General features: G+C 70.7%; 27 protein-coding genes and 1 tRNA gene. 10 read left to right on the top strand and 18 right to left on the bottom strand.

What is annotated here, in order from left to right:
* Window positions 1–207: 207 nt before the first annotated feature.
* Window positions 208–672, bottom strand: a complete 465-nt coding sequence (locus ACIP89_RS20755) for a GatB/YqeY domain-containing protein (RefSeq protein ID WP_390087901.1) — start codon at window positions 670–672, stop codon at window positions 208–210.
* 79 nt (window positions 673–751) lie between these two features.
* Here ACIP89_RS20755 and ACIP89_RS20750 point away from each other — a divergent pair, with 79 nt between their 5' ends.
* From ACIP89_RS20750 to ACIP89_RS20735, 4 genes are all read left to right on the top strand, one after another.
* Complete coding sequence (locus ACIP89_RS20750) at window positions 752–1,693, top strand: metallophosphoesterase (protein WP_401926688.1); 942 nt, start codon at window positions 752–754, stop codon at window positions 1,691–1,693.
* Between the two features lie 206 nt (window positions 1,694–1,899).
* Window positions 1,900–1,973: transfer RNA gene (locus tag ACIP89_RS20745), tRNA-Pro, on the top strand.
* Between the two features lie 329 nt (window positions 1,974–2,302).
* Complete coding sequence (locus ACIP89_RS20740) at window positions 2,303–2,725, top strand: hypothetical protein (RefSeq protein ID WP_402116068.1); 423 nt, start codon at window positions 2,303–2,305, stop codon at window positions 2,723–2,725.
* 136 nt (window positions 2,726–2,861) lie between these two features.
* Window positions 2,862–3,398: a hypothetical protein gene (locus ACIP89_RS20735; RefSeq protein ID WP_402116067.1), complete on the top strand. Its 537-nt coding sequence runs from the start codon at window positions 2,862–2,864 to the stop codon at window positions 3,396–3,398.
* Between the two features lie 135 nt (window positions 3,399–3,533).
* On the opposite strand, the gene ACIP89_RS20730 is transcribed toward ACIP89_RS20735, so the two are convergent.
* The 3 genes from ACIP89_RS20730 to ACIP89_RS20720 are packed head-to-tail and all read right to left on the bottom strand — an operon-like array spanning window position 3,534 to window position 5,992.
* On the bottom strand, window positions 3,534–4,325 hold the full coding sequence (locus ACIP89_RS20730) for an ABC transporter permease (RefSeq protein WP_401924300.1): 792 nt from the start codon (window positions 4,323–4,325) through the stop codon (window positions 3,534–3,536).
* Entirely contained in the window at window positions 4,322–5,308 is a 987-nt protein-coding gene (locus tag ACIP89_RS20725; protein ID WP_402116065.1) for an ATP-binding cassette domain-containing protein, read from the bottom strand. Before ACIP89_RS20725 ends, ACIP89_RS20730 begins: the two co-directional genes overlap by 4 nt.
* 12 nt (window positions 5,309–5,320) lie before the next feature.
* The gene (locus ACIP89_RS20720) at window positions 5,321–5,992 is read right to left on the bottom strand and encodes a DUF4097 family beta strand repeat-containing protein (protein ID WP_402116063.1); all 672 of its coding nucleotides are present in this window, start codon (window positions 5,990–5,992) and stop codon (window positions 5,321–5,323) included.
* Window positions 5,993–6,235: 243 nt separating this feature from the next.
* On the opposite strand from ACIP89_RS20720, the gene ACIP89_RS20715 reads away from it, so the two are divergent.
* Window positions 6,236–6,970, top strand: coding sequence for a helix-turn-helix domain-containing protein (locus ACIP89_RS20715; RefSeq protein ID WP_401924307.1), 735 nt, complete (start codon window positions 6,236–6,238; stop codon window positions 6,968–6,970).
* Window positions 6,971–7,028: 58 nt separating this feature from the next.
* On the opposite strand, the gene metG is transcribed toward ACIP89_RS20715, so the two are convergent.
* The gene (metG, locus tag ACIP89_RS20710) at window positions 7,029–8,750 is read right to left on the bottom strand and encodes a methionine--tRNA ligase (protein ID WP_402116062.1); all 1,722 of its coding nucleotides are present in this window, start codon (window positions 8,748–8,750) and stop codon (window positions 7,029–7,031) included.
* A 251-nt stretch (window positions 8,751–9,001) separates the two neighbouring features.
* Here metG and ACIP89_RS20705 point away from each other — a divergent pair, with 251 nt between their 5' ends.
* Window positions 9,002–9,376 carry a VOC family protein gene (locus ACIP89_RS20705; protein ID WP_402116060.1) on the top strand — a complete coding sequence of 125 codons (375 nt, stop codon included), beginning with the start codon at window positions 9,002–9,004 and terminating at the stop codon, window positions 9,374–9,376.
* Between the two features lie 26 nt (window positions 9,377–9,402).
* Here ACIP89_RS20705 and ACIP89_RS20700 read toward each other — a convergent pair whose 3' ends face one another.
* On the bottom strand, window positions 9,403–10,266 hold the full coding sequence (locus ACIP89_RS20700) for a TetR/AcrR family transcriptional regulator (RefSeq protein ID WP_402116058.1): 864 nt from the start codon (window positions 10,264–10,266) through the stop codon (window positions 9,403–9,405).
* A 142-nt stretch (window positions 10,267–10,408) separates the two neighbouring features.
* On the opposite strand from ACIP89_RS20700, the gene ACIP89_RS20695 reads away from it, so the two are divergent.
* The gene (locus tag ACIP89_RS20695) at window positions 10,409–11,284 is read left to right on the top strand and encodes an SDR family oxidoreductase (protein ID WP_402116057.1); all 876 of its coding nucleotides are present in this window, start codon (window positions 10,409–10,411) and stop codon (window positions 11,282–11,284) included.
* Here the strand turns inward: ACIP89_RS20695 and ACIP89_RS20690 are convergent.
* The 5 genes from ACIP89_RS20690 to ACIP89_RS20670 all read right to left on the bottom strand — a co-directional run bounded on the left by ACIP89_RS20690 (window position 11,278) and on the right by ACIP89_RS20670 (window position 15,074).
* A complete protein-coding gene (locus ACIP89_RS20690; RefSeq protein WP_402116055.1) occupies window positions 11,278–12,012 on the bottom strand; it encodes an NUDIX domain-containing protein in 735 nt (244 codons plus the stop codon). The genes ACIP89_RS20695 and ACIP89_RS20690 overlap by 7 nt on opposite strands.
* Window positions 12,009–12,386 (bottom strand): DUF4406 domain-containing protein, encoded by a 378-nt coding sequence (locus tag ACIP89_RS20685; protein ID WP_402116054.1) that lies wholly within the window; start codon window positions 12,384–12,386, stop codon window positions 12,009–12,011. The genes ACIP89_RS20690 and ACIP89_RS20685 overlap by 4 nt, the downstream gene beginning before the upstream one ends.
* A 28-nt stretch (window positions 12,387–12,414) precedes the next feature.
* Window positions 12,415–13,200, bottom strand: a complete 786-nt coding sequence (locus ACIP89_RS20680; RefSeq protein ID WP_402116052.1) for a DeoR/GlpR family DNA-binding transcription regulator — start codon at window positions 13,198–13,200, stop codon at window positions 12,415–12,417.
* Window positions 13,201–13,237: 37 nt separating this feature from the next.
* Window positions 13,238–13,849 carry an isochorismatase family protein gene (locus ACIP89_RS20675; RefSeq protein WP_401924323.1) on the bottom strand — a complete coding sequence of 204 codons (612 nt, stop codon included), beginning with the start codon at window positions 13,847–13,849 and terminating at the stop codon, window positions 13,238–13,240.
* 238 nt (window positions 13,850–14,087) lie between these two features.
* Window positions 14,088–15,074, bottom strand: a complete 987-nt coding sequence (locus tag ACIP89_RS20670; RefSeq protein WP_402116051.1) for a GlxA family transcriptional regulator — start codon at window positions 15,072–15,074, stop codon at window positions 14,088–14,090.
* A gap of 351 nt (window positions 15,075–15,425) precedes the next feature.
* On the opposite strand from ACIP89_RS20670, the gene ACIP89_RS20665 reads away from it, so the two are divergent.
* A complete protein-coding gene (locus ACIP89_RS20665; protein ID WP_402116049.1) occupies window positions 15,426–16,232 on the top strand; it encodes an SGNH/GDSL hydrolase family protein in 807 nt (268 codons plus the stop codon).
* 159 nt (window positions 16,233–16,391) lie between these two features.
* On the opposite strand, the gene ACIP89_RS20660 is transcribed toward ACIP89_RS20665, so the two are convergent.
* Entirely contained in the window at window positions 16,392–16,694 is a 303-nt protein-coding gene (locus tag ACIP89_RS20660) for a hypothetical protein (RefSeq protein ID WP_402116047.1), read from the bottom strand.
* Between the two features lie 79 nt (window positions 16,695–16,773).
* Window positions 16,774–17,613: a class I SAM-dependent methyltransferase gene (locus tag ACIP89_RS20655; protein WP_402116045.1), complete on the bottom strand. Its 840-nt coding sequence runs from the start codon at window positions 17,611–17,613 to the stop codon at window positions 16,774–16,776.
* A gap of 71 nt (window positions 17,614–17,684) precedes the next feature.
* Here ACIP89_RS20655 and ACIP89_RS20650 point away from each other — a divergent pair, with 71 nt between their 5' ends.
* Window positions 17,685–19,544 (top strand): prolyl oligopeptidase family serine peptidase, encoded by a 1,860-nt coding sequence (locus ACIP89_RS20650; RefSeq protein WP_402116044.1) that lies wholly within the window; start codon window positions 17,685–17,687, stop codon window positions 19,542–19,544.
* Between the two features lie 72 nt (window positions 19,545–19,616).
* Window positions 19,617–20,690, top strand: a complete 1,074-nt coding sequence (locus ACIP89_RS20645) for an SURF1 family protein (protein WP_402116043.1) — start codon at window positions 19,617–19,619, stop codon at window positions 20,688–20,690.
* 25 nt (window positions 20,691–20,715) lie between these two features.
* Here ACIP89_RS20645 and ACIP89_RS20640 read toward each other — a convergent pair whose 3' ends face one another.
* The 5 genes from ACIP89_RS20640 to ACIP89_RS20620 all read right to left on the bottom strand — a co-directional run bounded on the left by ACIP89_RS20640 (window position 20,716) and on the right by ACIP89_RS20620 (window position 26,673).
* Window positions 20,716–21,873 carry a hypothetical protein gene (locus ACIP89_RS20640; protein WP_402116041.1) on the bottom strand — a complete coding sequence of 386 codons (1,158 nt, stop codon included), beginning with the start codon at window positions 21,871–21,873 and terminating at the stop codon, window positions 20,716–20,718.
* 80 nt (window positions 21,874–21,953) lie between these two features.
* Entirely contained in the window at window positions 21,954–22,529 is a 576-nt protein-coding gene (locus ACIP89_RS20635; protein ID WP_024492460.1) for a SigE family RNA polymerase sigma factor, read from the bottom strand.
* A gap of 374 nt (window positions 22,530–22,903) precedes the next feature.
* Complete coding sequence (locus ACIP89_RS20630) at window positions 22,904–23,968, bottom strand: aspartate-semialdehyde dehydrogenase (RefSeq protein WP_401926605.1); 1,065 nt, start codon at window positions 23,966–23,968, stop codon at window positions 22,904–22,906.
* Window positions 23,965–25,236 (bottom strand): aspartate kinase, encoded by a 1,272-nt coding sequence (locus ACIP89_RS20625; RefSeq protein ID WP_401924341.1) that lies wholly within the window; start codon window positions 25,234–25,236, stop codon window positions 23,965–23,967. The genes ACIP89_RS20630 and ACIP89_RS20625 overlap by 4 nt, the downstream gene beginning before the upstream one ends.
* A gap of 150 nt (window positions 25,237–25,386) precedes the next feature.
* Window positions 25,387–26,673: a hypothetical protein gene (locus ACIP89_RS20620; RefSeq protein WP_401926602.1), complete on the bottom strand. Its 1,287-nt coding sequence runs from the start codon at window positions 26,671–26,673 to the stop codon at window positions 25,387–25,389.
* Window positions 26,674–26,690 lie beyond the last annotated feature (17 nt).

The raw sequence follows: 26,690 nt of genomic DNA, 5'->3' as shown, positions 1-26,690 counted from the left end.
GCCCCCCTCCCCGCCCGGGGCCGCGGGGCCCCCCCTCCCGGGGGGGGCCCCCGCGGGGGGCCCCCCCCCACCTTCATGTCCGGACACGGCGACCGGCGACGGGACCCGCCGGTCCCACCCGCTCCGGGGCTCCACTGGCCCCACCGCACCAACCTGGCCCGGGCTCCGGCCCCGGCTCCGGCTCCGGACGACTCCCGAGGCCCGGTCTCAGCCCGCGAGGAGCTTCTTGACCTGAGCGGCCACCCGGCCGCCCTCCGCGCGCCCCGCGACCTTCGGGTTCACGATCTTCATGACGGCGCCCATCGCACGCGGGCCCTCGGCGCCGCCGGCCTTCGCCTCGTCGACCGCCGACGCCACGATCGCGGCCAGCTCGTCGTCGCTCAGCTGCTGCGGGAGGTAGGCGTCGAGCAGCTCGCCCTCCTTCTTCTCCCGCTCGGCCTGCTCGGTCCGGCCGCCCTGCGAGAAGGCCTCGGCCGCCTCGCGGCGCTTCTTCGCCTCCCTGGCGATCACCTTCTGCACCTCGTCGTCGGAGAGTTCGCGGGCCGACTTGCCGCTGACCTCCTCCTTGGTGATCGCGGTGAGGGTCAGCCGGAGCGTGGACGAGGTCAGCTCGTCGCGCGCCTTCATGGCCGTGGTGAGGTCTTCCTTGAGCTTGGACTTGAGCGTGGTCATGTGGTGATTGTGGCAGGTGCGGGGCACCCGTCGCCCGCCGGTTTTCCCGTGGACACGAACCGTCTGCGACGATGGGCACATGCGCGCACGCTACGGAGTACCCCTGAAAATCACGGCGGTCACCGCCGCGGCCGGCGCCGCCGGTCTCGCCTACGCGGCCGGATTCGAGGCCCGCTCGTTCCGCCTGCGAAGGGTCACGGTCCCCGTACTCCCGCACGGAGCACGCCCGTTGCGCGTCCTGCAGATCTCCGACGTCCACATGGTGAGCGGTCAGCGGAAGAAACGCGCCTGGCTGCAGTCACTCGCGGGCCTGCGACCGGACTTCGTCGTGAACACCGGCGACAACCTCTCCGATCCGGAGGCGGTACCGGAGCTGCTGGACGCACTCGGCCCACTGATGCAGCTCCCGGGCGTGTACGTCTTCGGCTCCAACGACTACTACGGCCCCAAGCTCCGCAACCCCGTCCGCTACCTCTTCGAGAAGACCGCGGGCAAGCACGGCCTCAACGGAAACGCCCCGGCGGTCAACGTCGTCCACAACCCGTGGGAGCCCATGCGGGACGCCTTCGACGAGGCGGGCTGGCTGAACCTGTCCAACACACGCGGCCGACTCAAGCTCGACGGCCTGGAGCTCGCCTTCACCGGCCTCGACGACCCGCACATCAAGCGCGACCGCTACGCGGAGGTCTCGGGCGGCCCGGAGACGGGCGCCGACCTCTCCATCGGCGTGGTCCACGCCCCCTACCTGCGCTCCCTGGACGCCTTCACCGCGGACGGCTACCCGCTGATCCTGGCCGGCCACACCCACGGCGGCCAGCTCTGCATCCCCTTCTACGGAGCCCTGGTCACCAACTGCGACCTGGACACGGAACGCGTGAAGGGCCTCTCCTCCCACTCGGTGGACGGCAACCGCGCCTATCTCCACGTCTCGGCCGGCTGCGGCACCAACCGCTACACCCCGGTCCGCTTCGCCTGCCCGCCCGAGGCGACACTGCTGACCCTGACGGCCCGGGACGCGTAACCCCTCGCGCACCCTCTGCCACACTCCCCCCGGCGCACCCCTTCGCACATCCCCTCGCGCGACCTTTTCGCGCCTTTCGCGCACACCAGCGGATCTACCCCACCCCGGTATCCCTCACCCGCACCTCGATCGGGATAAAAACCGGATTTCGTCTCCGGCCGCAGGTGGGCTAAAGTAATCGATGTCGCCAGGACACTGGCGGCGATCGGGGTGTAGCGCAGCTTGGCAGCGCGCTTCGTTCGGGACGAAGAGGTCGTGGGTTCAAATCCCGCCACCCCGACAGCTGAAACACCAGGTCAGGCCCGGTACTGAGAAATCAGTACCGGGCCTGACTCGTTATGTGGCCCCGCCCCCGCCCCCAGGCATCCCTGGACCTGAAGGTGCTTGACGCGAAGATGGGGGTGAGCCGGGGTTGGAGGGCCTGGTGGCGATGGTCGCGTTGGTGGGCATGCGCAACCAGCCGGAGTGGGCCTTCTGTGCCGTGGGCGTTCACGGCAGCCGCAGCCGCCGTGAGCGTCGCGTGGACGTAATCCCCCAGCAGTCCCTGTACCGCTCCGCACCCCGGATCTAGTCTGTGGCGAACGGATCGTGACTCAGGGGAGTGTTCTCATGGACCCGATCACAGCGGCGGCGCTCGGGGCACTTGCCTCAAGTGCGGGCGGCGAGGCAGGCCGTCAGGCCTGGCAAGGACTCACCGCACTGGTGAGGCGTCCGTTCCGGCGCGGTACGGCACAGGACCCGGAGGGGGACGGAACGCCCGTGGTCAGCTCGGGCGAGCCGGAGGCCGCCGCCTTGGCGGCCAATCCCGCCGATCCGCTGCACGCACAGGCACTGGCGACGGCGCTGGGCGTACGGGCCGCCCTGGACGGGGAGTTCCGTGCCCTCCTCGACGCGTGGTGGCGGGCCGCCCAGGCGGGCGCGGGCGGTACGGTGCACAACAGCATCAGCGGCGGAACGCAGTCCGCCCCGGTGATCCAGGCCCGTGACGTCTCCGGCCTCACCTTCCACCTGCCCCCGGACACCGACCGCTGACCGCCGGGGGCCGGCGCCAGCGGCGGCGCTGGCCACAAACGGGCCATGCGCCGGGAATTCCGGGACCCGCGCCTCATCGCAGGTCTACTGTCTAACCCGCCGCTCCGCCCACCGTGGGCAACCGAGGAGGAACCCTGTGTCATCGCCCTGCGACCCCCAGAACGCTCCGGCCGGCGACGTGGGTACGGCGATCATGATGATCGACTCCAGGCTCAGATGCGTCCACGAGGGCAAGTCCGCGATCGACCCCGGGCAGCAGGAGATGGACGAACAGTTCGCCGCGTCCCTGGGGCCGGAGGGTGCTCAGGACCTGCTGGACGGCGCGTGCACGCTCATCTTCATGTTCATGAAGTGGCTGCGGGTGACCCACGAGCAACTCGACAAGGACGTCATCGAATACGTGGTGCCCACCCTGGTCGGGTCGATGCGCATGATGCCCAGGAGCGTCCCGCCCGAGGTCATCCCCACCATGGCCGGCCTCGTCATCGCCGCGGGCACCGGCCTGAGCCCCAATCTGTGGCGTCAGCAGTACGGGGACTGGACCGACGCGGAGATGACCCCCCTTGAGGCCACCGCGTTTCTGCTCGCGGAACACATCAACCGGATCGCCGACGACCCCGACTTCGCCACCCGCATGATTACCGAAGCGTTGTCCAGCGCGGACGCGGACTGATCTGCTGCGGTCACGGGTTCGGTGAGGCCGGGGATGCTGGCTTGCTGAAGTGCTGTGTGGATGTGGGTGCGAGGGCGGGTGCGGTGGTTCGTGCTCGCCCTGGCGTTCGCGTTGGCGTTCGCCTTGTTGCGGTGGTTACTTCGGGTCGCGGTTGAAGGTCGATGTCGACCAGCGGTAGCCGAGGGCGGCGAGGGCGAGGGACCAGGCGATGGTCAGCCAGCCGTTGTTGCCGATCTCGGTGCCGAGGAGGAGTCCCCGCAGCGTTTCGATGGCCGGGGTGAAGGGCTGGTACTCGGCGATGGGCCGGAACCAGCCGGGCATGGTGTCGACGGGGATGAAGGCGCTGGAGAGCAGCGGCAGCAGGATCATGGGCATGGCGTTGTTGCTGGCGGCCTCGGCGTTGGGGCTGATGAGGCCCATGCCGACGGCGATCCAGGTGAGCGCGGTGGCGAAGAGGACGAGCAGGGCGAAGGCGGCGAGCCATTCCAGGGGGGTGGCATCGGTGGAGCGGAAGCCGATGGCCACGGCCACCGCACCGACGAGGACGACGCTCATGACCGCTTGCAGAACGCTGCCGACGACGTGTCCGACGAGTACGGAGCCGCGGTGGATGGCCATGGTGCGGAAGCGGGCGATGATGCCTTCGGTCATGTCGGTGGAGACGGACACGGCGGTTCCGACGACGGTGCTCCCGATGGTCATGAGCAGGATGCCGGGAACGATGTAGGCGATGTAGGCGGAGCGGCCCCCGCCGCCGCCACCGAGGCCGGCGCTCATCACGCCGCCGAAGATGTAGACGAAGAGCAGGAGCAGCATCACGGGGGTGAGGAGGAGGTTGAGGGTGAGGGAGGGGTAGCGGCGGGCGTGCAGGAGGTTGCGGCGCAGCATGGTGGTGCAGTCGCGTGCGGCGAGGGGCAGGGTGCTCATCGGGCTGTCTCCTTCAACTGGCCTGGGATGTCGGTGGTGCTGGGGGTGGCGCCGTCGGGGGTGCCGGTGAGGGCGAAGAACACGTCGTCGAGGTCGGGGGTGTGGACGGTCAGCTCGTCGGCCCGGATGTCGGCGGCGTCGAGGCGGTCCAGGATGGTGCGCAGTTCGTGCTGGCTGCCGTTGCTGAGGATCTGGAGGGAGAGCGCTTCGTCGTCGTGGGTGGTGTCCGGCAGCGCGGTGACGGCGTGGCGGTAGGTGGCGGGGTCGGTGAAGCGGAGTTTGATGTGTCCGCCGGGGATGAGGCGCTTGAGCTCCTCGGCGGTGCCCTCGGCGGCGATCTTTCCGCCGTTGAGTACGGCGATGCGGTCGGCGAGTTCGTCGGCCTCTTCGAGGTACTGGGTGGTGAGGAAGATCGTGACGCCGTCGGAGACGAGCTCGCGGATGATCTGCCACATGTTGTGGCGGCTTCGGGGGTCCAGGCCGGTGGTGGGTTCGTCGAGGAAGATGATCCTGGGGTTGCCGACCAGGGTCATCGCGATGTCGAGCCGGCGTTTCATGCCTCCGGAGTAGGTGGAGGCGGGCTTCTTCGCGGCGTCGGTGAGGTCGAAGCGTTCCAGAAGTTCGGCGGTGGCGCGGCGGCCCTCGGTACGGGACAGGTGGTGCAGGTCGGCCATCAGGAGCATGTTCTCCTCGCCGGTGATCAGGCCGTCGACGGCGGAGAACTGGCCGGTGACGCCGATCGCCGCGCGTACCGTCTGCCGGTCTGTGGCCAGGTCGTGGCCGCCTACCCGGATGCCGCCGGAGCCGGGGTCGGGTGACACGAGCGTGGAGAGGATCTTCACGGCGGTGGTCTTCCCCGCGCCGTTCGGGCCGAGCAGGGCGAAGACCGTACCGGCGGGGACCGCCAGGTCGATCCCGTCGAGGACCAGCTTGTCCCCGTAGGACTTGCGCAGGCCGCTCGCCTCAATAGCCAGGTTCGTCATGCCGGTTGCTCCTCAGAGGCTGCGGGCGACGATGTCGCCCTGGGTGGTGGTGGCGCGGATGTTCAGGCCGGCGTCGGCGCCCTCGGTGTTCTTCAGCGCGTTCTCGATCCGGCCGTAGCCGGTGCCGGCGTCCAGGGACGCGGAGACTCCGCGGGCCGCGCCGACCGACACGTCGCCGGACAGGGTGCGCAGGACGACGGTGCCGCGTACGGCCTCGGTGATCCGGAGGTCGCCCTTCTGGGTGCTGATCTCCGCGGGGCCGCCCAGGTGGCCGACCGAGATGTCGCCGGCGAGGAGGCTGATGCGGGCGCCGGCGACCTGGTCGAGCTTGACCGAGCCCTGTGCGCCCTCGAAGGCGACGTCACCGAGCCGCCCGACGCCCCGGAACTCGGCGGCGGCCGCGTTCGCCTCGACGCTGGAGTCGGCGGGCAGTTGGACGGTCACCTCGACGGATCCGGAGCTGCCGAGGATGCGGTTCTTCGGCGGTGCGGCCGCGATCCGCAGGACGCCTTCGTCGTACTCGACCGTGATCCGCTCCGCCGCCTGCACGTCGCGGCCCTTCGAGGCGTCCGCGGGGAGGACCTCGACCGTGGTGTCCGCCCGGTCGGCGGCGATGAGCCGGATGCGTCCGGCGGGGATGTCGAGGACGGCCGAGACGGCGGCGGGGGTGTTGAACTTCTGCATGGCGTTCTCCCTCTTCTTCGGCGGCCGCTCCTTGCTTCCGCCGTTTCTGATAGTGGAAACGCTACGTTGTGTTCAGTGAACTGGCAACGTACTCGTTGCATTGGAAATGCGTTCACGCAGCTCAGAGCACCAATATCGTTGCAACGGCTTTGAATGTAATGCAACAACCCCACCAGCGTTCGTTGCAATGAATTGAAAGCGAACGCTATGCTGGCGGCACCGCAGACCACGGAGGAGACAGCGATGCCCGGAGGCAGGCTCACCCAGCAGGAACGTCAGCAGATCGCGCTCGGACTGGCCGACGGCCTGGCCTACGCGGAGATCGCCAGACGGCTCGACCGTCCGACCTCGACCGTCACGCGCGAGGTGATGCGCAACGGCGGCCCCACCGCGTACCGCGCCGACCTCGCCCACCGTGCGACCGAACGCCGCACCCACCGGCGCGGGCAGACCGCACCCCGGGCGTCCGCCGCGCCCGCCCAGGCCTACGGGCGCGACCCGGAGGCGGTGCGGGAGTACGAGGAGATCTTCACGACCGCCCTCATACAGTCGGGCACGCCCAAGATGATGGCCCGGGTGATGACCTGTCTGTACACCGCCGACTCCGGCAGCCTCACCGCTTCCGAACTGGTCCAGCGCCTCCAGGTCAGCCCGGCGTCCATCTCCAAGGCGATCGCCTTCCTCGACAGCCAGGGCCTCGTTCGCCGGGAACGCGACGAACGCCGCCGCGAGCGCTACGTCGTCGACGACGACATCTGGTACCAGTCGATGATCTCCAGCGCCCGGTCGACCGCCCAGCTCGTCGAGACCGCACGGCAGGGCGTCGGCGTCCTCGGTCCCAACACTCCGGCCGGCGTCCGCCTGGAGAACATCGCCCGCTTCCTCGACTTCGTCACCGAGAGCCTCGTCCGCTCCGCCGAACAGGCCCGCGACGTCCTGCACACGAAGCCCAAAACGCCCCCGGACGCCACTGACTGACGGCGCCTCAGGGGCGTACGGGACATGAGCAGGTGTACGCGGATACGGGGCCGCCCCGTCAGGCGTCGGCTCCGCCGAAGCGTGCCCGGAAGGACTCCAGGTCCTCCTCGGAGAGTTTCGCGAAGAGCACCGGCGGCACGGTGAACGGCGTTCCGGCCGCGACGGCGTCCAGGGACGCCGCCTCTCCGGCGGTCACCCAGGTCGCGGTGTCGCCCTCCAGCGCGAAGGCGCCGCGCATCGCGGCGGCCGAGGCCGGGATCAGCGGTTCGGAGACGATCGCGTAGAGGTGGATGAGGTTCATCGCCGTGCGCAGGGTCAGGGCCGCAGCCTCCGGGGCTGCCTTGATCTCCAGCCAGGGGGCCTTGTCCTCCAGGTAGGAGTTGCCCGCCGACCACAGGGCGCGCAGCGCGGCAGCGGCCTTGCGGTACTGGAGGGACTCCATGTGTTCCTCGTACTCGGCGAGGAGACGCGCGATCTCCTCGCCCAGCCGCGCCTCCGGCTCTCCCGCCGCGCCGCCCGCCGGGACGTCGTCGCCGAACCGCTTGCGGGAGAAGGACAGCACGCGGTTGACGAAGTTACCGAGGGTGTCGGCGAGGTCCTTGTTGACCGTGGCGGCGAAGTGCTCCCAGGTGAAGGAGGAGTCGTCGGACTCGGGGGCGTTGGCGATCAGGAAATAGCGCCAGTAGTCGGCCGGCAGGGTCTCCAGGGCGGCGTCGGTGAAGATGCCGCGCTTCTGGGAGGTGGAGAACTTGCCGCCGTAGTACGTCAGCCAGTTGAAGCCCTTGACGACGTCGACCTTCTTCCACGGTTCGCGCACGCCGAGTTCGGTGGCCGGGAACATCACCGTGTGGAACGGAACGTTGTCCTTGGCCATGAACTGCGTGTAGCGGACGGTGTCGTCGGCCTCGTACCACCACGACTTCCAGTCACGGTTCTCGCCGGGCCGGGCGGCATCCGACCACTCCTTCGTCGCGCCGATGTACTCGATCGGGGCGTCGAACCAGACGTAGAAGACCTTGCCCTCGGCCGCCAGCTCCGGCCAGGTGTCGGCCGGGACCGGAACCCCCCAGTCCAGGTCACGGGTGATGGCGCGGTCGTGCAGGCCCTCGGTCAGCCACTTGCGGGCGATGGAGGAGGACAGCTGGGGCCACTGCTCCTCGTGACGCGTCACCCACGCCTCGACCTCGTGCTGGAGCTTCGACTGGAGCAGGAACAGGTGCTTGGTCTCGCGGACCTCCAGTTCCGTGGAACGGCTGATCGCCGAGCGGGGGTTCAGCAGATCGGTCGGGTCGAGGACGCGGGTGCAGTTCTCGCACTGGTCCCCGCGGGCCTTGTCGTAGCCGCAGTGCGGGCAGGTCCCTTCGACGTACCGGTCGGGCAGGAAGCGGCCGTCGGCGGGCGAGTAGACCTGGCGGATCGCCCGCTCCTCGATGAAGCCGTTCTCGTTCAGCTTCCGCGCGAAGTGCTGGGTGATCTCGGCGTTCTGCGCTGAAGAGCTACGGCCGAAGTAGTCGAAGGCCAGCTGGAACCCCTCGTAGACCGCCTTCTGCGCGTCATGGGCCTGCGCACAGAACTGCGCGACCGGCAGTCGGGCCGCCTTCGCCGCCAACTCGGCGGGCGTCCCGTGCTCGTCGGTCGCGCAGATGTACAGGACGTCGTGGCCGCGCTGGCGGAGGTACCGGGAGTACACGTCCGCCGGAAGCATCGACCCGACCATGTTGCCCAGGTGCTTGATCCCGTTGATGTAGGGAAGCGCGCTGGTTACCAGGTGTCGAGCCATCCTCGGATGCTCCATTCCGTACGTACGGCGCCGACGGCTGTGCCACGGCGGGCCCCGGTCGGGGAGGCGGCCGGTGCCGGCCGCTCCGGTCATTCAACCGTGTCGCACACGGGGTGAACGCCGGAGCCGTGGACCTCCCCGCGCGCCCACGCGTACGGCTACTGTCCCGAGCGGCTCACGGTCACCGTCCTGAGAGGATCACGGTCACCGTCCCGAGAGGATTACCGTCACCGCCCTGAGAGGATCAGGACATGGCGCACTCACCTGTGCAGGTCGATGCCACCGACCCGGAGCTGCTTGCGGCGTTCTGGTCCGAGCTGCTCGGCAGGCCGGTCGTGGCCCGCATGGGACCGTACGTGTGGCTACGGCGCGAGAACGGCCTGGGCCTCGGCTTCCAGCGGACCGGCGAGCCCAAGTCGGCCAAGAACCGTATGCACTTCGACATCACCTCGCCGGACCCGGCCGCCCAGCAGCAGCGCGTCGAGGCACTCGGCGGGCGACGGCTGGAGGAGTACGCGGACGGCGGCTTCCTGGTGATGGCCGACCCCGAGGGCAACGAGTTCTGCATCATCCCCGAAGGCCCCTTCGAACTCGATGACGAGGGGCGCGCGGACTACCTCGGCTGACGTTCCTCCTCAGCTGACGTTCCTCCTCAGCCGTCGGAGGCCACGCGGTCCAGCCACTCCCTCAGCAGGTGCTGCTCCGCGCCACTGAGAACCGTCTGCTCCGGCAGCGCGGCGCGCAGGGCGCGGGCGGCACCGGCCGGGCCCGCGTCCCGCACCGCGGGCTCCCGGTTGGTCACCGCGGCGACCATGGACTCCCGGAGCGTCGTCAACAGAGCCGGGTTGCGCCGGTCCTCCGGCAGGGACAGCCAGGTGAGCACCGCGCCCCGTGCCGTGGCGTGGATGAGCATCGCCGCGAGCTCCTCGTCGACCCGGAGCCAGCCCCCGGCGGCCAGCCGCCGTATCCGCCCCATGAGGATCTCCAGGCCCGTCCTGAAGGCCGCCGACGCGGGCCTGGTGGGCTCGCTGTACATCAGCGTGAACAGCGCCGGGTTGGCGAGGCCGAACTCGACCGCCAGATCCCATCCGCCCCTCAGGTCCTCGATGAGGTCCGGCGGATCGGGGTCCACGTGCTTGGTCGCGAGGAACCTGGCGAAGCCGTACTCGGCCACCGCGTCGAGCAGTCCGCCCTTGTCACCGAACATGCGGTAGATCGCCGGTGGCTGAACACCCGCCGCGACCGCGACGGCGCGGGTGGTGACGGCGTCGCGCCCCTCCCGCGCCAGCAGACCGGCCGCCGCCTCGATGATCCGCTGCCTGGGCTGCGCATGCGCATCGACATCGGCGTTGGCGCTGGAGTCGGCGTTGGCGTCGGCGTTGGCGTTGGCGTTGGCGTTGGCAGCGATACCGGAAGCGGCGCGGATGTCGCTGTCCGCGCTGCCACCTCCGTGATCGCCGCCCATGCCGCTGCTCCTGACAGCTTCGGTGTCGGTGTCGCGTGAACGTGGTGCCATATATCGATGATACAGATTCGCTGGTTCCATCGATAGTTCCAGTGTTACGGTGAATGTGATTCCACCGGAAACATGGTGCTGGAACGCCATACCGGCACAGCACATCGGAACAGCACATCGGAACAGCACACTGGAGCACATCATGATCATCGTGACCGGAGCCACCGGAAAGCTCGGACGTCAGATCGTCGAGAGGCTGCTGACGCGCATGCCGGCGGACCGGATCGGCGTCAGCGTCCGCGACCCGCAGAAGGCGAAGACGTTCGCGGACCGTGGCGTACGGGTGCGGCAGGGCAGCTTCACCGACCCCGGCAGCCTCGCCCACGCCTTCGAGGGCGCCTCCCAGGTGCTCATCGTCTCCACCGACAGGATGGGCGAGGAGTGCGTGCGGCAGCACCGCGCCGCGATCGACGGAGCCGTAGCGGCGGGCGCCGGCCGCATCCTCTACACCAGTCAGATGGGCGCCGGCCACGCCTCGCACTTCCAGGCCTGCCGCGACCACGCCGCCACCGAGGACGCGTTGCGCGCCTCCGGCGTACCGTTCACCTCGCTGCGCAACGGCTTCTACGCCTCCAGCGCGGTGCAGTTCGCCGCCCAGGGTCTGGAGTCGGGCGAGATCGCGCTCCCCGCGGACGGCCCGGTCGCCTGGACCGCGCACGCCGATCTCGCGGACGCGGCCGCCGCCATCCTGGCCGACGAGGGCCGCTTCGAGGGGCCCACACCGCCGCTCACCGGCCCCCAGGCGCTCACGTTCGACGACATCGCGGGCATCGCCGCCGGGATCACGGGCCGCACCGTCACCAGGGCCACCGTGCCCGACACCGAGTTCCGGGAACACCTGGTGGGCCACGGCGCCCCCGAGGAGGTCGCGGACCAGCTGCTCGGCATCTTCGCGGCCGCCCGCGCCGGTGAGTTCACCGCCGTCGACCCGACGCTGGCCGACCTGCTCGGGCGCGAACCCATCGGCATGAGCACCGTGCTGCGTGAGCAGGCGGCCGGCGACAACAGCGATCAGTAGGGGCAGGCCACCGGGGCGGAGTGCCTGAACGGTCCGTCCAGGGCTGCCCACTGCAGCAGCATGATGGTCTTGGCATCCGCGATGTCCCCGCTGCGGATCATCGCCAGCGCCTCGTCGAAGGGGAGTTCCAGGGTCGCGATGTCCTCGCCCTCCTCAGCGATCCCGTGCCCATCGTTCAAGGCGGTCACGGCGGTCACGGCGGTCACGGCGGTCACGGCGGTCACGGCGGTCACGGCGGTCACGGGATCGTAGGGGGCTGCGTAGAAATGCAGGCGCTCGGTGACCGACCCCGGGCTCATGTAGACGGTGAACACCGGCTCGGGGGCTCCGATGACATGTCCGGTCTCCTCGGCCGCCTCCCGGCGGATGGCCTCCTCCGGGGCATCACCGTCCAGCAGCCCGGCAGCCGCCTCGATCAGCATCCCGTCGGGGTGCCCGTTCACGTACGCCGGCAGACGGAACTGACGGGTGAGCAGCACGGTGCGACGCCCGGTGTTGTGGAGCAGGACCGTGGCGCCGTCGCCCCGGTCGTACGTCTCGCGCTGCTCCCGGCTCCAATGCCCGTCGCTGTGCTGGTAGTCGAAGGTCGTCCTGCGCAGGACGTACCAGTCGCAGGAGAGCACGTCCACGTCCCTGACGCGCACCCGCGGGTTTCCGGTCAGGTCCCGGCCGTGCCGGTCCAGGCCCGTGCGCCCGCGCCGGTCCGGGGTGTCCAGTCCGGCGGTCACCGCGCGGCCGGGATCTCGTCGATGCCGGTGTAGACGTCCAGGCCGAGGCCCCGGGCCGTCGTCACCATCCGGTCCGCACCCTCCGAGGGGCCTCCGATGCGCAGTACGGCGTCGCAGCGCGCCAGCAGGCGCTCGGCGACGGGGTGGAAGATCTCCTGGAAGACCGGGTCGCCCGGCCCCGTGCTCCCCGCGGCCTCGACCAGGGGAAGGGCCAGCGCCTCGCCGGTGAGCGGCAGGTGGCCCGCACGGAAGAGTTCCAGTGCGGTCAGGTTCATCGCACGCACATGGGCGTCGAGCTTGGCCGGATCGTCCCCGGTCCCCGAACGGTAGGGGCCGGCGACCAGGATCATCAGGGGGCGCGGGACAGCGGTCATGACGGGTGCTCCTCGGGGTGGGCCGGGTTCAGGCCAGGGTGGTGCGGACGCCCTCGTCGCGCAGGGCCGCAAGGGTCTGGGGGCCGTTGGGATGGGTGGCCGGGTCCTCGGCCGCGGCGTCGGTGACGAAGTCGTCGACCGCGCCCAGCGGAGCGACCCGGCTGAACGCGCGCACCCCGAGCTTGGTCGCGTCCGCCACCGCGATCGTCCGGGTGGCCGCCGTGAGCGCGGACTGCTTGACCGCCGCGTCGTCCAGCGAGAACTCCGACCACCCGTACTCGGCGTGCACACCGCCGATGGACAGTACGAAGCAGTCGAAGGCCAGTGCCTCCAGCGTGCGCAGGGCCAGCGGGCCGACGAGGGACCGCTCGCCGGGACGGGACCGGCCGCCCACGACCAACAGGTCGATTCCCGGCCGGTCCGCCAAGCTCACCGCGGCCTGCAGGCTGAGGACCGCCACCGTGAGCGGGGCCCGTTCCGCGAGGTGCTCCGCGACGTGGACGGTGGTGGTGCCCGCGTCCAGCAGCACCCTGGAACCCGGCTCCACCATCGCGGCCACCGCCGCCCCGAGCCGGTCCTTGGTCGCGGCCTGCCACGGCTCGCGCGCCGAGAACCCCGCCCCTTCCTCACGGGACCGCGTGGCGACGGCACCTCCGTGCACCCGGCGCACCAGCCCCTGGCGCTCAAGGGCGTCGAGGTCCCTGCGCACGGTCATTTCGGAGACCCCCAGCCGATGCGAGAGCTCCGACACGGGAACCCGGTCGGAGCCCTGCACCAGCCGCAAGGTCAGGTCAAGACGGTTAGCGACACCCATGCCCTCATTTCTAACATGTTCGTGTTCGTTTGAACATTCACTTGTGTGAGTCCGTGAGGTGGCCGACCGTCGGGGCCACCGCACCGAAGAGGTCCGCGACGGTGGTCAGGGCGGCGGCCTGGAGAACGGCGGCGGGCAGTGCGCCGCCGTCCGGGGCGGGCAGGGAGCGGGTGGCGGTCGCCTCGGCGACGACCGTGGGCCGGTAGCCGTGGTTGAAGGCGCCCTGGGCGGTGAACGTGACGCACATGTGGGTCATGAACCCGGCCAGCACAAGTTCCGGACCGGCGCCCCGCTCCCGCAGGACCTTCTCCAGGTCCGTGCCGTGGAAGGCGTCGGGGAACCGCTTGACGACGACCGGCTCCCCCTCGGCCGGGGCCACCTCCGAGCTGATGGCGCCGATCTCCGCGCGAATGTCATACGGACCGCCCTCACCGCCGTCGTTGACGATGTGGATGACCGTCGCCCCCGCCTCACGGGCGGCGGCCAGCAGGCGCGCCCCGGCTGCCAGGGCGGGTTCGGCACCTTCCAGCGCCATGACGCCGGTGCGGTAGGTGTTCTGGAAGTCGATCATGAGCAGAGTGGCCGAGCCGAGGCCGGGCAGCGTGTTGTCGAGACCGATGACGTCGCGCAGGGTCGTGGAGACGCTCATTGCAGAAGGTTCCTTTCGGGCAGGACTGTCAGGACCGAACGGTTCGGACAGAGACGGGGTCAGACAGAGACCGGGTCAGGTAGGGACCGGCTAGGCAGAGACTGGCTGGACAAAGACCGGAGGGACCAGTTCAGGCAGAGACCGGTTCAGGCAGAGACCGGTTCAGGCAGAGACCGGTTCGGACGTGCAGGGGCGGACCGGGCGCGGTCGCGCGTCGGCCGGACAGGGAAAGAGCAGGTCAGGCAGTGGTGCGGAAGCGGCGGCGGTAGGCGGCCGGGGTGGTGCCGATCTGCTTGCGGAACGCCCGGTGCAGCGTTTCCACCGAGCCCAGACCGGCCGCCGCCGCGACCCGGTCCAGCGGCTCATCGGTGGATTCGAGCAGTCTGCGCGCCGCCTCGACCCTGACCGCTTCCACGTACGCGGCCGGACTGGTGCCGGTCTCCTGGTGGAAGACCCGGGCGAAGTGCCGCTCGCTCAGGCACATGCGTTCCGCCAGCGCGGGCGCCGAGAGGTCGGCGTCCAGGTGTCCGGTGATGAACACCCGCAGCTCGTCGATGTCCCGACGGCTCGCGGCCGGCCGGCTCAGCGGGACGCTGAACTGACTCTGGCCGCCCTGCCGCCTCAGGTACATCACCAACTGCCTGGCCACCACCAGCGCCAGTTCCTCGCTGTGGTCCTCCGCCACCAGCGCCAGCGCCAGGTCCATGCAGGTGCTGATGCCCGCGCCCGTCCACACCTTTCCGGAGCGCACGAAGATCGGGTCGGGGTCCACCCGCACCTCGGGATGGTCGGCCGCCAGCTGCGCGGCGGTCGACCAGTGGGTGGTCGCCCGCCGCCCGTCCAGGAGACCGGCCGCCGCCAGTACGTGCGCACCCACGCACACCGAGGCGATGCGGCGGGCGTGCGGAGCCGTGTCCCGCACCCAGGCCACCACGTCGTCGTCGACCCGGGCCACCGGGCCTTCGGGACGCATGTCGACGGCGCCGGGCACCAGCAGGGTGTCCACCGCGCCCGTCACCTCCGCGAACGCCAGATCCGCCACGAGACGCACCCCCGCCGACGTGACGACGGGGCCCCGCTCGGGGCCGGCCAGCCTGACCTCGTACCCCGCTTCGCCCCCGGTCTCCCGGTTGGCCAGGGCGAACACCTCGGCCGGACCGGTGACGTCGAGGAGATCGACATCGGCGAAGACCGCGATCACGACGCGGTGGCGGCTGGAGGACATGCGTCCATCGTGACCGCCCGAGCGCACGGCCGCAATGACAGTTGTCTGTCACATTCGGACACCCGCCCCGGACGCCGAACCACAGGCAGGCCACCGGACGGGCCGCCCGCCAAGCATGCGTCCGGCCGGGGCGCGAGGGCCTGCGAAGTGACGGCCATGCAGACGTAAACCCCTTGTTTCGGGTGGAGTTCGAGGATTATCTACGCGCAGAGCTACGGGTACCGAACAATCATTCGGGCAATTCCGACAGGTTCCCGCCTGCCTATTACCGACTGGTACCGGAAGCTGCTACAACAGGTGACGCTCAATCAACCCCCCACCCACCCCCCACACTTCGGAGGGCTGACAGCTATGTCAGTACGGAGATTCTGGGCGTCCGCATCCACTCTGCTCCTCGCCGCCGCGGCTGCTCTGGGTATGGCCCAGCCGGCCTCGGCGACCTCCTCGGCCGCCGCCGGCGGATACGTCGCCCTGGGCGACTCGTACTCGTCCGGCGTCGGAGCGGGGAACTACCTCTCCGACAGCGGTGACTGCCGGCGCAGCACCAACGCCTACGCCTACCTCTGGGCGGCGGCGAACTCACCGTCCTCGTTCGACTTCGTCGCCTGTTCGGGCGCCACCACGAGCTCGGTGGCGAGCAGCCAGCTCGGCCCGCTGAACTCGTCCACCTCGCTGGTCAGCCTGACCGCGGGCGGCAACGACGTCGGCTTCGCGGACGTCATGCAGGACTGCGTGCTCTCCGGCGAGGCCGCCTGCCTCTCAAGCGTGGACTCGGCCGTATCGCAGATGAACAGTTCACTGCCGGCCGGTCTGAGCTCGCTCTACGGGTCCATCCACTCGAAGGCCCCGCAGGCACGTGTCGTGGTGCTCGGCTACCCGCGCTTCTACAAGATCGGCGGAAGCTGCGTCGCCGGGCTCACGGAAGCGGAGCGCACGGCCATCAACAACGCGTCCGACGTTCTGAACGACGTGATCGCCAAGCAGGCGGCCGATGCCGGATTCACCTTCTCCGGCGTCGCGGACGAGTTCACCGGGCACGAGCTGTGCTCCGGTGACCCGTGGCTCCACAGTGTCTCGATCCCCATCGAGAACTCGTATCACCCCAAGGCCGAGGGACAGTCGGGCGGCTATCTGCCCGCCTTCGGTTCGGCCGCGTAGGACCCACGGGAAGCAGCGGCGCGGCAGCGGTTCAGGGGCCCCGGCTCCGAGACCTGCCGCGCCGCCGCCGTGCTCAGTAGCGCTCGACGAGATGCTCCCGGCCCGCCGGGGGCTCGTACGGTTCGGGCCAGAAATCGGTGATCTCGCTGATCAGCCCGTTCACGTCGAACGTGAAAAAGTGGATGGCGCACAGCTCCCGATCGTCGACCGTGAACAGCGTCGGACCGCCACCCGCCGTCCGTCCCGGTCGGCCACTGTCCGCTCGACGCTCTCCCGCCGGTCTCCCGGGCAGTCCCGGTTGGAGCTGAGGTAGCGCTCCTTGCCGCGTATGCGCTCGCGGGTCTGCGGCAGGTCGTACAGCACGTCGTCGGCGAGCGTCGCCGCGAAGGTGTCCCAGTCACGGAGGTCGGCCGCGGTCCAGTAGCTCCCGACCGTGGCACGCAGATCAGCAGTCGTGGTCATGCTCCGAGTCTGGACCCCACCACTGACAATCGGCCCGGCCGCACTCGCCGCAGCCGTCGCCCCCTGCCCGCCGGACGCTCTAGGGAAGCCGTTCCGGGCGGGTCGCCTTGATCGAGTACATCAGCGGGATGCGCGGCCGCTCCGCCGGGAAGCGGTAGCCCCCGTCCGGCTGCCGCTCCAGCACGGGAAAGCGTGCGAAGAGTGAGGTGTCGTGCTCGTGCAGGAACTCGATCCGCAGCCCGGCGGCGGCCAGTGCGGAGACCACGCTGCCCACCGGGTGCTGCCATTCGACGCTGCGGTTGTGGACGGTCGGCGCGTCGAAGTCCGCGTACGTACCCGGCGTCTCGTCCACCCAGGCGTCGCGGCTGAAGTAGTCGTGCACGATCCGTTCACCGGTCGCGTCGTCGAGGCAGTCGGTCAGCGGGTGGAACTCCGCGAGGTAGAGGAACCCTCCGGGCGCCACGAGCGAGGCCGCCGTCTCGGCCCAGCGGTCGATGTCCGGCAGCCAGTTCAGCGCGCCGATACCGGTGTAGACGATGTCGTACGAGGAGTCCGGGACGGCCTCCGCCGCGTCGTAGACGTCGGCGGCGACGAACGCCGCGCGATCCGGTGGCAGTCCGATTTCCCGGGCCAGCGAGCGGGCGGTCTCGACGGCCGGTTCGGAGAAGTCGAGGCCGACGACCTGGGCGGCGCCGTGCCGGGCCCAGGAGAGGGTGTCCACCCCGATGTGGCACTGGAGGTGGAGCAGCGAGCGGCCCGTCACGTCCCCGACCTCCGCCAGCTCGAAGGCCCGCAGGGCGTCCTTGCCCGCGCGGAAGGAGTCCAGGTCGTAGAAGTCACTGCCGTAGTGGATGGGCACACGTTCATCCCACAGGGCACGGTTGGCTTCGCGCCAGTCGGCGGGTATCGGTGTATGCATGCCCGCGAGGTTATCCACAGGCTGAGGACGGGGCGAACGAATTGTCGCCGGTCCGGCGCAGAATGGTGGGCATGACTGAGACCACTGGTTCGACGACCGATTCCGTTCCGGAGTGGGAGCAGCGTTTCCGGGCTCCCCGGGTGTCCCTGCCCGACTGGGCGGAGGACGCGCCGGACCGCGCGCTGTTCGTCTCCAACGCCACGGGGACGTACGAGCTGTACGCCTGGGACCGGGCCACCGGTGAGCAGCGCCGGGTGACCGACCGCCCCAATGGGACGACGGACGGCACGCTGACGCCGGACGGCGAGGCCATCTGGTGGTTCGACGACACCGACGGCGACGAGTTCGGGGTGTGGATGCGCCGTCCGTTCAACGACGGCGAGGGTGCGAAGGACGAACCGGCGGTGCCCGGTCTGGAGGCCTCCTACCCGGCCGGGCTCGCGATCGGCCGGGACGGTACGGCGGTGGTAGGCCGTTCGACGGACGAGGACGGAACGACGGTCCACGTCGTACGGCCCGGGGCGGCGGCGCCCGTGGAGATCTACCGGCACCGCGAGTCGGCCGGGGTCGGTGATCTGTCGCACGACGGGACGCTGATCGCGCTGGAGCACACCGAGCACGGTGACGCGATGCACTCCGCGCTGCGCGTGGTGCGGCCGGACGGCAGCACGGTCGCCGAGCTGGACGACACCGAAGGGGGCACGAAGGAGCTGGGCCTGGCGGTTCTCGGCTTCGCCCCGGTGGCCGGCGACACCCGGCTGCTGGTCGGGCATCAGCGGCGCGGCCGCTGGGAGCCGATGATCTGGGACCCGGTGGCGGGCACCGAGACGGACCTCGCCATCGAGCTGCCCGGCGACGTGGGGGCGGAGTGGTATCCGGACGGTTCCGCGTTGCTGATCGAGCACGGCTTCGAGGCCCGCAGCGAGCTGTGGCGGTACGGGCCGGCGGCGGGGGACGGCACCCTGGTTCGGGTGGAGACGCCCACCGGTTCGGTCTCCGGGGCGACCGCCCGCCCGGACGGCACGGTGGAGTACCTCTGGTCCTCGGCCGCGGAGCCGCCCGTCGTCCGGTCCACGAGCGGTGCGGTGGTGCTCGATCCGCCGGGTGCGAAGGCCCCGCGGTCCGTGCCCGTCGAGGACGTCTGGGTGGACGGGCCGGGGGGCCGGATCCACGCGCTCGTCCAGCGTCCCGCGGCCCCGGAGGAGGGGCCGTTCCCGACCGTCTTCGAGATCCACGGCGGCCCGACCTGGCACGACAGCGACGCCTTCGCGGGCGGGCCCGCCGCCTGGGTGGACCACGGCTACGCGGTCGTCCGGGTCAACTACCGCGGCTCGACCGGCTACGGGCGGGCCTGGACGGACGCGCTCAAGCACCGGATCGGCCTGATCGAGCTGGAGGACATCGCGGCGGTGCGGGAGTGGGCGGTGAAGTCGGGGCTCGCCGACCCGGCGCGGCTCGTCCTGGCCGGCGGCTCGTGGGGCGGCTACCTGACGCTGCTCGGCCTCGGCACGCAGCCCGGTGACTGGGCCCTGGGCCTGGCCGCCGTTCCGGTCGCGGACTACGTCACGGCGTATCACGACGAGATGGAGGCGCTGAAGGCGATGGACCGCACCCTGCTGGGCGGGACGCCGGAGGAGGTGCCCGAGCGCTTCGAGGCCTCCTCGCCCCTGACGTACGTCGACGCCGTACGGGCACCGGTCTACATCTCGGCGGGCGTCAACGACCCGCGCTGCCCGATCCGCCAGGTGGAGAACTACGTGGACCGGCTGAAGAGCCGCGACGCGGTGCACGAGGTGTACCGCTACGACGCGGGTCACGGCTCGCTCGTAGTGGAGGAGCGGATCAAGCAGGTGCGCCTGGAGCTCGACTTCGCCGCCCGCCACCTGGGACCGCCCGAGGGCCTCGCCGGACGGGGCTCCCGGTCCGCGTAGGGGCCGGATAAAAGGCGGCGCCACGGGTGCCCCCGCTCCGGGCGGCCGGAGCGGGGACCGTACCGTGGAGGGGTGTACCGGTTCCTGCTGACCCCGCGATGGTGGGGGATCAACCTCTTCGTCGTGCTGGCCATCCCGTTCTGCGTGTTCATGGGTACCTGGCAGCTCGGCCGCTTCGAGGACCGCGTGCAGACGCACGAGGCCGCCGAGAAGCAGCCCGCTCCGGGCACGAGGGCCGCCAAGCCGATCGATGAACTGCTGCCCGTCGACACGGTGACCTCCGGCCGTCCCGCGACCGCGACCGGCCGGTACGCCGACCAGTTCCTGGTGCCCGGCCGGAAGCTGGACGACCGGACCGGCTTCTACGTCGTGGGCATGCTGCGCACCGACAGCGGCAAGGCGCTTCCCGTGGTACGCGGCTGGCTCCCCGGGAAGGCCGGGCACACCGCCGTGCCGCCCGCACCGTCCGGCGACGTCACCGTGACCGGCGACCTCCAGGCCTCCGAGAGCACGGGCACGGCCGGGGTCGACGCGACGGGCGGCCTCCCCGACGGGCAGGTCGGCATGATCAGCGCCGCCTCACTCGTCAACCTCGTGCCGTACGACGTGTACGACGCGTGGGTGACGCTCCAGCGGTCCGACGTCCGCACCGGCGGCGCGGCCGCCACGGGCACCTCGGGCACAACCGGCACCTCGGGCACCACCGGCACCTCAGGGACCGATGAGACGGCGGGGCAGGGCGGAAAGGCCACAGCCGCCGCCACCGCCCTGCGTCCCGTACCGGCCGCCGCGGCGCAGGGCACCGGGCTCGACCTGAAGGCCTTCCAGAATCTGGGCTACCTGTGCGAGTGGTTCGTCTTCGCGGCGTTCGTGCTCTTCATGTGGTTCCGGCTGGTCCGGCGCGAGGCCGAAGCCGTCCGCGACGTGCGCCTGGGCCTCGTCGCGGCCCCGGATGCCGCGGCCCCGGACGAAGAAGCGACCCCGGACCGGGAAGCGACCCCGGGCCGGGAAGCCGGCACGGACCGGGAAGCCGGCAGGGCCCCGGAGACCGCCCCGGACCGGGAAGAAGCCACCCCGGATCCGGAAGCCACCCCAAGCCAGGAAGCCACCCCGGACCGGGAAGCCGGCACGTCCGCCATCTCCTGAACTGCGCCCGCGACCGCTCCCGCGACTACTCCTGCGGTGAGGGCTCCAGCGCGCCCGTCCGGTAGATCGTGCCCGCGCAGGCATTGCTGATCTTCGTCTCCGCGACCGGCGCTCCCGGCTCCGCCGTGTGCTTCACGGCGACGCTGCCCTCCGTCGTCCCCGGCTCGTCCTCGCTGCCGAGCTGCGTGTCCGTACCCGTTTCGGTGTCGCCGGTCCCGCTGCCCGTGCTGGACCCGGCCGAGCCCACAGCGCTGCCGGCCGAACCGTCCGTCGGGGTCGGCGAAGGTGAACCGCCGGTCGTCGGACAGGTGTCCTCCGGCACCCAGGCGAACTGGACCTCGTACGCCATCTCCGGCGCCAGCAGGACCGTCGCCTCCTCCTCCGCGGGATCGGGCAGGCCCGACGCCGCGTCCCCCTGGGTGTGCCGGACGACCGCGATCTTGGACGGGTCCGCCGCCCCCATCGCCTCGAAGCCCACCGTGCCGCCGCTGCTCACCGTGCAGTTCTTGCCGGACACATTGGCGATCCGGAACGTTCCGTACACCGTGCCGTCGGCGCCGGTCGCGCCGGTCCTGGCGGAGGCGACCCCGAGCTGGTCGGGCGCGCAGACCGGGATATCGGCGGCCGCGCTGGTCCGGGGATCGGCGGAACTGCCGACCGCCGCGCCCTCCACACCCTGGCCGCTGCTGGCGGACGGGCTGGCAGAGGTGTCCGGTACACCGCCACCGGCGTCCTCGTGCCCCTCGCTCCCCCCGCCGCCGTCCGCGCCGCCGGAGCCCGGACCGGGCTCCTCGCCGCTGCCGCCCTGCGACTGCTCGCCGTGACCGGCGATGGCGGGGCTGGCCGCGTTCGATCCGTCCGAGTGCGCGACATGGAGGAACGCGGGGACCGCGGTGCCGATGAGCAGGGCCGCCGCCGCCGCGCCCACGAGCGCCTGCCGCCGCCGGGCCCGACGGGCGGGCACCGCGCGGTACAGGTGGTCGAGGGTGCCGTCGCGGGGTTCAAGGCCCTGCACGGCGCCGCGCATCATCCGGCGCAGGGCGTCCTCGTCGGCATCCGCGCCCACGCCGGTTCCGGTGCCGATACCGGCTCCGGCTCCGAAGAGGGCGGCCAGCGGGTCGCGGTCCGTACCCGGGGTGCTGCCCGGGGTGTCCCCCGGAGTGCTGTCCGGCCCGTGATTCACAATTCCGTTTCCAGTCCGGTCATTCCGATGTCCGAATGAGGGCCCGTGCCGGTGTCCGTGCTCGTGGCCGTCGCGCCGGCTCATGCCTGCGCCTCCATCACCACGCGCAGCGCCGCGATGCCGCGGGAACCGTACGCCTTCACCGAGCCCAGGGATATCCCCAGGGTCGTGGCGACCTGGGCCTCGGTCATGTCCGCGAAGTAGCGCAGCACCAGCACCTCCCGCTGGCGCCGTTGCAGCCCCCGCATCGCCTTGATCAGGGCGTCCCGCTCCAGCTGGTCGTACGCCCCCTCCTCCGCGCTCGCCATGTCCGGCATGGGCTTCGAGAGCAGCTTCAGCCCGAGGATGCGGCGGCGGAGCGCGGAGCGGGAGAGGTTGACGACGGTCTGGCGCAGATACGCGAGTGTCTTCTCGGGCTCCCGTACCCGGTTGCGCGCCGAGTGCACGCGGATGAACGCCTCCTGCACAACGTCCTCACAGGACGCCGTGTCGTCCAGGAGCAGGGCCGCGAGGCCGAGCAGCGAACGGTAGTGGGCGCGATAGGTTTCGGTGAGATGGTCGACTGTAGTTCCGGCCGCCACGCTGTCTTCAGCGCCCTCGCGCTGTGACGGCAGCCCCGTCTGGCGCGCGGCGGGCATGGGCGCGATCACCGGCATGCCACCGGGCGCGCGGGGCCGTCTGAGCGGTCGCACCGAAGCGCCGCGCAAGGGGCCCACCACTGTGATATCGAGTACCTCTGCCACGCCAGTTGGACACGTTTCCCCCCGTCAGGGTTGTACGCATACGGCACCGCGTTTGACACCATGCGATATGCCTTCATACGTAACCGCTCTTCCCCAAATGCCCTGAATATGCGCCGCACCGCGCAAGAAGTGACGGCTTAGACGCGTGCCGCCCGACCGGCGGTTGCAGCGGGCCGAAAGGTCATCGTCGGACACCGCTACGTCCCAGCTCAAGAGGTTCAGACCAGCAAGTTGCTCACAGGTACTTCACAGACCGTACAAAACAGGTTCGATCAGGACCGGGAAATTCAGGACGCGGGGAATTCGGCCGCCACGGCTTCGGCGATCTGCGCCACGTTGAGCGCGGCTCCCTTGCGGAGGTTGTCGCCGCAGACGAAGAGCTCCAGCGCCGTCGGCTCGTCCATCGACCGGCGGACCCGGCCGACCCAGGTCGGATCGGTGCCCACCACGTCGGACGGAGTGGGGAAGTCGCCCGCCCCGGGGCTGTCGTAGAGCACCACGCCGGGCGCGGTCGCCAGGATCTCGTGCGCCCGGTCGACCGTGACCTTGTTCTCGAAGCGGGCGTGCACGGACATCGAGTGGGTGGTGAGCACGGGGACGTACACGCAGGTCGCCGCCACCCGCAGGCTCGGCAGATCGAGGATCTTGCGGCACTCGTCGCGGATCGCCAGCTCCTCGGACGACCAGCCGTCCCCGGCATCCGTCCCGGCCCACGGCACCACGTTGAGGGCGACGGGCGCGGCGAACGGGCCGCCGTGCGTGTCCCCCACGACCCGGCGTACGTCACCCGGCTTCGTGCCCAGCTCGCTGCCGGCCACCAGCGACAGCTGCTCGCGCAGGGCGGAGACGCCGTCGCGCCCGACCCCGCTCACGGCCTGGTACGAGGACACGACGAGTTCCCGCAGTCCGAATTCGGCATGCAGCGCGCCGACCGCGACGATCAGGGCCAGCGTCGTGGAGTTCGGGCTCGCGACGATGCCGCGCTGTCTGATCCGGGCGGCGTGGGGGTTGATCTCGGGGACGACGAGCGGAACGTCGCCGTCCATCCGGAAGGCCGCGGAGTCGTCGATGACGACCGTGCCCCTGGACGCGGCGAGCGGTGCCCAGCGTTCGGACACCGCGTCGGGTGTCAGGAACAGCGCCACGTCCACGTCGTCGAAGATGTCCTCGGAGAGTTCGAGGACCTCGGTCTCCTCACCGCGCACGACCAGCTTGCCGCCGGCCGAGCGCGGTGAGGCGATGAGCTTCACCTCGCCCCAGATATCCGCGTGTTCCGAAAGGATCTGGAGCATGACGCCGCCGATCGCCCCGGTCGCGCCGACGACCGCGAGCGAAGGGCGGCGTGCGGTCATCGGCCGGTGCCCCCGTACACGACTGCCTCGTCGGAGTCGCTGTCGAGGCCGAAGGCGGTGTGCACGGCGCGCACGGCCTCGTTGACGTCGTCGGCGCGGGTGACCACCGAGATGCGGATCTCGGAGGTCGAGATCAGCTCGATGTTCACACCGACGTTGGAGAGCGCCTCGAAGAAGCCCGCGGTGACGCCCGGGTTGGTCTTCATCCCGGCGCCGACCAGGGAGATCTTCGCGATCTGGTCGTCGTAGCGCAGCGACTCGAAGCCGATGCCGCCGCGGTTGCGCTCCAGTGCGTCGATGGCCTTGCGGCCCTCGGCCTTCGGGAGCGTGAAGGTGATGTCGGTCAGACCGGTCGACGCGGCGGAGACGTTCTGCACCACCATGTCCATGTTGATCTCGGCGTCCGCGATCGCGCGGAAGATGGCCGCTGCCTCGCCCGGCTTGTCGGGCACCCCGACGACGGTGACCTTGGCCTCGGAGACGTCATGGGCGACTCCGGAGATGATCGCGTGCTCCACCTGCTGGTCCCCTAGCGGCTCGTTGCTGACCCAGGTTCCGCGCAGTCCCGAGAAGGACGAGCGGACGTGGATCGGGATGTTGTAACGGCGTGCGTATTCCACGCACCGGTGCAGCAGCACCTTGGAGCCGGACGCGGCCAGCTCCAGCATGTCCTCGAAGGAGATCCAGTCGATCTTCCGGGCCTTCTTGACGACCCGGGGGTCGGCGGTGAAGACACCGTCCACATCGGTATAGATCTCACAGACCTCGGCGTCCAGCGCGGCGGCGAGGGCCACCGCGGTGGTGTCGGAGCCGCCGCGACCCAGGGTGGTGATGTTCTTGCCCTCCTGGCTCACCCCCTGGAAACCGGCGACGATGGCGATGTTGCCCTCGTCGATGGAGGTCCGGATACGGCCCGGCGTGACGTCGATGATCCGCGCTTTGTTGTGGACCGAGTCGGTGATGACACCGGCCTGGCTGCCCGTGAACGACTGGGCCTCGTGGCCCAGGTTCTTGATCGCCATGGCGAGCAGCGCCATGGAGATCCGCTCTCCGGCGGTCAGCAGCATGTCGAACTCGCGCCCGGCGGGCATCGGTGACACCTGCTCCGCGAGATCGATCAGCTCGTCCGTCGTGTCGCCCATCGCTGACACCACGACAACCACCTGGTTGCCGTTCTTCTTGGCATCGACGACTCGCTTGGCGACGCGCTTGATGCCTTCGGCATCGGCTACGGAGGAACCCCCGTACTTCTGCACGACAAGGCCCACGTGCGCTCCTCGCTCAATCCATTGCTGTCGGCTCAGTTTAACGAGCAGTCCGGAAACGCCTCGCTGATATCAGATGCTGAGATGTCCCGCTCAGCACGTGATCACCGACGCGTCGTTCCGAACTGCTCGTACGAAGCTGTTGCCCGCCGATCAGCCGGACACTCCCGTATGTGGCCCAGCCCACACACCCGGCGCCCCGGCCTCGCGGGGCGCCCGGCCGGGCCCGGCGAGGAGGAGGTCCTCGTAGCTGTGGTGGCGGCGGGTCGAGACGCGGTGGTGCAGCAGCCCGGCCGCGCGGGCGGGCTCGCCCGCGTCTACGAGGGCACGGGCCAGGGTGTCCTGGATGATCTCGCGCTCGACCCGGACCCCGCCGATCCGTTCCGCCTGTTCGCCCAGGCCGGTCAGCAGCTCCGCGGCGGCACGGGGGTGGCCTGCGGTGACCTCCGCCAGCGCCCGCACCACGGGGGCCAGGACGTCGCGGAAGTCGGGGCGTTCGTCGGCGGCGGCCCGGCGGGCCAGGACGTGCAGGTCGTCGGTGGCGGCCTCCACGGCGAGCGCCAGGGCGAGGTTGAACGTGTGGAAGATCTCCGCCATACCGCCCGGAGCGGCGAGCAGTTGCCGTACCTGGTCCGGATCGTTCCGGCCGGCCGGTGACTGGCCGACCAGGAGGAGGCGCCAGTTCGTGGCGGCCCGCATGCCGACATCCGTGGACGCCAGCGCCGTGTCCGCCCTCCGGCGGGCATCGGGGAAGTCGCCGCAGGCGATGGACTGCAGCGCGGCATGCCAGTTCAGGTGCCGTGACTGCACCGCTCTCGGGTCCGCCCGGAGCCACTGGTCCAGGAAGTCCGCCGACGCGCGTCCGGCTCCCAGCTCGTGCTCGGCGTGCGCGAGGGCGTGCGCGGCCACCCCCGAGCGGGGATACAGGTCCAGTGCGCGGTGGGCCAGTCCGTGTGCCTCGCGCACCCGGCCCTGCTCGGCCCTGGCCGAGGCCAGCCAGCTCTGCCACGGCCAGCTGTCCGGGCCGGCCACCGCCGCCTGCTGCTCAAGCAGTGCGTCGCCGTGCGCACGGTAGGCGGCGTCCCCGCAGGAGGAGAACGCCCCCAGCATGAGCCCGGCCTGCTCGTCGGCGGGCCACCTGGCGAAGTGCTCCACCAGGTGATCGGCGGTCAGCCGGTACTGCCGGTGCGTGTGGAGGAAGACCCCGTACGCCAGACTCGCCTCCCGTTCACCGGCCGCCAGCGCGTCCCGGTGCGCGATCGACAACTGCTGCTTCAGCACGGCGTCGTCCCAGCGGTCACTGGTCGCCAGCGCCAGCAGCGCCCGCGCCACGCCACAGCCCGGATCGTCACCGACCCACTGGCGCAGCAGGGGCAGCACCTGCCCGCTCAGGGAGAGCAACGCCTCCACCGCCCGCGCCTCCAGGCGCGCACTCGCCACCGCCCCGCTCTCCGCGG

The organism is Streptomyces sp. NPDC088730, assembly GCF_044751215.1.
Taxonomy (GTDB): domain Bacteria; phylum Actinomycetota; class Actinomycetes; order Streptomycetales; family Streptomycetaceae; genus Streptomyces.
Note: the sequence above shows the minus strand (reverse complement) of the source record. Positions and strands in the feature narration are given on the sequence as shown.

Excerpts from the sequence above, each read along its gene's own strand:
- ACIP89_RS20695 (WP_402116057.1), top strand. The coding sequence starts at position 10,409 with ATGATCATCGTGACCGGAGCCACCGGAAAGCTCGGACGTCAGATCGTC.
- ACIP89_RS20740 (WP_402116068.1), top strand. The coding sequence starts at position 2,303 with ATGGACCCGATCACAGCGGCGGCGCTCGGGGCACTTGCCTCAAGTGCG.
- ACIP89_RS20705 (WP_402116060.1), top strand. The coding sequence starts at position 9,002 with ATGGCGCACTCACCTGTGCAGGTCGATGCCACCGACCCGGAGCTGCTT.
- ACIP89_RS20720 (WP_402116063.1), bottom strand. The coding sequence starts at position 5,992 with ATGCAGAAGTTCAACACCCCCGCCGCCGTCTCGGCCGTCCTCGACATC.
- ACIP89_RS20755 (WP_390087901.1), bottom strand. The coding sequence starts at position 672 with ATGACCACGCTCAAGTCCAAGCTCAAGGAAGACCTCACCACGGCCATG.
- ACIP89_RS20715 (WP_401924307.1), top strand. The coding sequence starts at position 6,236 with ATGCCCGGAGGCAGGCTCACCCAGCAGGAACGTCAGCAGATCGCGCTC.
- ACIP89_RS20685 (WP_402116054.1), bottom strand. The coding sequence starts at position 12,386 with ATGACCGCTGTCCCGCGCCCCCTGATGATCCTGGTCGCCGGCCCCTAC.
- ACIP89_RS20725 (WP_402116065.1), bottom strand. The coding sequence starts at position 5,308 with ATGACGAACCTGGCTATTGAGGCGAGCGGCCTGCGCAAGTCCTACGGG.
- ACIP89_RS20680 (WP_402116052.1), bottom strand. The coding sequence starts at position 13,200 with ATGGGTGTCGCTAACCGTCTTGACCTGACCTTGCGGCTGGTGCAGGGC.
- ACIP89_RS20670 (WP_402116051.1), bottom strand. The coding sequence starts at position 15,074 with ATGTCCTCCAGCCGCCACCGCGTCGTGATCGCGGTCTTCGCCGATGTC.
- ACIP89_RS20630 (WP_401926605.1), bottom strand. The coding sequence starts at position 23,968 with ATGACCGCACGCCGCCCTTCGCTCGCGGTCGTCGGCGCGACCGGGGCG.
- ACIP89_RS20750 (WP_401926688.1), top strand. The coding sequence starts at position 752 with ATGCGCGCACGCTACGGAGTACCCCTGAAAATCACGGCGGTCACCGCC.
- ACIP89_RS20635 (WP_024492460.1), bottom strand. The coding sequence starts at position 22,529 with ATGCCGGTGATCGCGCCCATGCCCGCCGCGCGCCAGACGGGGCTGCCG.
- ACIP89_RS20660 (WP_402116047.1), bottom strand. The coding sequence starts at position 16,694 with ATGACCACGACTGCTGATCTGCGTGCCACGGTCGGGAGCTACTGGACC.
- ACIP89_RS20650 (WP_402116044.1), top strand. The coding sequence starts at position 17,685 with ATGACTGAGACCACTGGTTCGACGACCGATTCCGTTCCGGAGTGGGAG.
- ACIP89_RS20730 (WP_401924300.1), bottom strand. The coding sequence starts at position 4,325 with ATGAGCACCCTGCCCCTCGCCGCACGCGACTGCACCACCATGCTGCGC.
- ACIP89_RS20665 (WP_402116049.1), top strand. The coding sequence starts at position 15,426 with ATGTCAGTACGGAGATTCTGGGCGTCCGCATCCACTCTGCTCCTCGCC.
- ACIP89_RS20700 (WP_402116058.1), bottom strand. The coding sequence starts at position 10,266 with ATGGCACCACGTTCACGCGACACCGACACCGAAGCTGTCAGGAGCAGC.
- ACIP89_RS20655 (WP_402116045.1), bottom strand. The coding sequence starts at position 17,613 with ATGCATACACCGATACCCGCCGACTGGCGCGAAGCCAACCGTGCCCTG.
- metG (WP_402116062.1), bottom strand. The coding sequence starts at position 8,750 with ATGGCTCGACACCTGGTAACCAGCGCGCTTCCCTACATCAACGGGATC.
- ACIP89_RS20675 (WP_401924323.1), bottom strand. The coding sequence starts at position 13,849 with ATGAGCGTCTCCACGACCCTGCGCGACGTCATCGGTCTCGACAACACG.